3 protein-coding genes are annotated in these 2,042 nt (G+C 59.7%); all 3 read left to right on the top strand.

The window, feature by feature from the left end:
• Window positions 1-476 precede the first annotated feature (476 nt).
• Genes ACJH6H_RS29635 through ACJH6H_RS29625 form a run of 3 tightly spaced genes read left to right on the top strand, consistent with a single transcriptional unit; the run spans window position 477 to window position 1,851 of the window.
• Window positions 477-851, top strand: coding sequence for a hypothetical protein (locus ACJH6H_RS29635; protein WP_135355178.1), 375 nt, complete (start codon window positions 477-479; stop codon window positions 849-851).
• Between the two features lie 47 nt (window positions 852-898).
• Window positions 899-1,393: a helix-turn-helix transcriptional regulator gene (locus tag ACJH6H_RS29630; RefSeq protein WP_162563610.1), complete on the top strand. Its 495-nt coding sequence runs from the start codon at window positions 899-901 to the stop codon at window positions 1,391-1,393.
• Complete coding sequence (locus tag ACJH6H_RS29625) at window positions 1,390-1,851, top strand: DUF6941 family protein (RefSeq protein WP_061006133.1); 462 nt, start codon at window positions 1,390-1,392, stop codon at window positions 1,849-1,851. Before ACJH6H_RS29630 ends, ACJH6H_RS29625 begins: the two co-directional genes overlap by 4 nt.
• Window positions 1,852-2,042 lie beyond the last annotated feature (191 nt).

Genomic DNA, 2,042 nt, shown 5'->3' with positions numbered 1-2,042 from the left:
CCGTCGAGTTTGAAAACCGGATCAATCAGACGGCACAAGCCGCCTGACCCTGTGTCCACCAAACAGGGTCAAGCCCACCTCGCATGCCGGCACCGAACTATGGCGGGTCGAGTGGGACAACATCGGGGCCGCGGGCCGCAACAACACGTCGAGGGCGACACGGAGAAGGCGGCACGGCGACATGTCGCGAATCCTTCTCGCATTGCGTGCCGAGGGCCCGGACGTCGCCGACGTGTACCGCGACAACTGCTAGCAGCGGGGCACTCTTTCTGCATGGGCGGATCCGGCAATCGCTGCGAGCACAATGCACAAAAGCCTTGGGTACGTCCGCCTCGCGATACACCGGCAGCCCACGCGGCCGGATTTACCCCGATACTTACTGATGCCCGGCTAACCGCAGGTAGATTACGGTTTCAATCTTGGGGGCACGGTGACGGTCGTCCGTTCACGATCTACACTTGGAGCAAAGTGAAGATATGACTTCACAACGTCGAATAATCTTCGAGGGCGAAGCGTTGACGTTGTACGCGGTGGAGACGAAGGAGGGCGTCTGTGAGGTCGAGGAGTGGCTGGACGGTCTGGACGACATCGCATTCGCCGGATTCGAAGCAAGGTTCGCCCATCTATGCACGATCGGGCACCTTCGCGCAACTGGACAGTGGCGATTCCTCGATGAAGCTGTCTTCGAGATAAAAGTCCATGCAGGACCGGGTTACCGGTTGTACATGCTCCGAGACGGGAAGGACTTCACCGCAACCCACGGCCGCAAGCGACCGGACGATAGCAAGGTGAAGCGGGAGATAAAGAAGGCAGTGAAGATCTTCGGCCAGCATAAGCGGGGAGAACTATGAGATCGCGGAACTCACGCGAGTACAGGTCGTTACTTGCCGGCGAACGATTGGTCGTCGAGGCAAGCGAAGCGGTTCATGAGGCGATGGAGCGTGCTGGGGTCAACAAGAAGCAACTCGCCGCGCGCTTGGACGTTCGTCCCAGCGAGATAAGCCAGAGACTGAGTGGCCGTCGAAATCTGACGCTACGAAGCTTCGCCGCAATGATGGAGGCCCTCGGAGTTCGCGCCAAACTCACTGTTGAAGACAGCGAAACGCCGTACGCTCCCGGCGCCAAATGGGTTACACCGCAGAGCAACACATCTCAGACCGTGATCAACGCCGCAAACGCGATCGTTATCATCAACGCTATCAAGAGCGCTGAATCGACTAGGTCGTGGGGCACCAGCCAGCTCAACGAATACGGTGGCCAGCTGATCACCGGCACCCGCGCCTTAAACGCAGCGGGAGGACACTACGACCCGTTCCTTAGCAACGCGCCAATTAATGCCCTGACCATGGGTGAGGTCAACCCCGAATTAGTTACTGAGGCGGACCTAAAGTGAGGGTTATCGTTCTGACCCTTTGTGAGCACGCGACGGTATCCAGTGTCGGCTTGGTGAGCATGCTCAACGGTGGCGTAAACCGCATCGGCCGCCCCATCTTCCCGGCCCCCCTCGGCCTGACGCTCGTCGCCATGATTGAACTGCCCATTGACTACGTGAGCGGCTCCGAGATAGCGATCGAGATTACGATCACGTCCCCAGACGAAGACGAGGTCTTCGGTCGAGTCGAGGGAGGGGTCGCGTCCCAAATACGGCCGGGGGCCGATCTAAGGGCTGCGACGGCGGCGATCGTCGTTGACATCTCACCGATTGCCGTGACGAAAGTCGGCCTCTACAAGGTGAACGTCAGGTTTCCTGGGACCGAGGAGCCCGGTAGCTCTATCTACTTCGAGGTCGACACGGGCATTGCGCCTGTTGAGGTCGGTGTGGAACCCACGCCGCCCCACGATTCCCCCTAGCCCTGCCCCGGTACGTTGCGCAAACCTTGACGCATACGAGGCACGTTCTCCGGATTCGCAGCATCGAACGCTGGCACTGGCCCTCCAGGCGGCCAGAACGAGTTTCAGCCGGGTTGAACCGCCCCAGGTTTGATGCCGCTGCTGTTTGAGTCCGGAAGGATGAGCAGCATGCCGAAGAAAATCGATCCTGC

The sequence above is a fragment of the Mycobacterium sp. SMC-21 genome (genome assembly GCF_045310825.1).
Taxonomy (GTDB): domain Bacteria; phylum Actinomycetota; class Actinomycetes; order Mycobacteriales; family Mycobacteriaceae; genus Mycobacterium.
The sequence above is the reverse complement of the archived record's forward strand: the minus strand, read 5'-3'. Positions and strand labels throughout refer to the sequence as shown.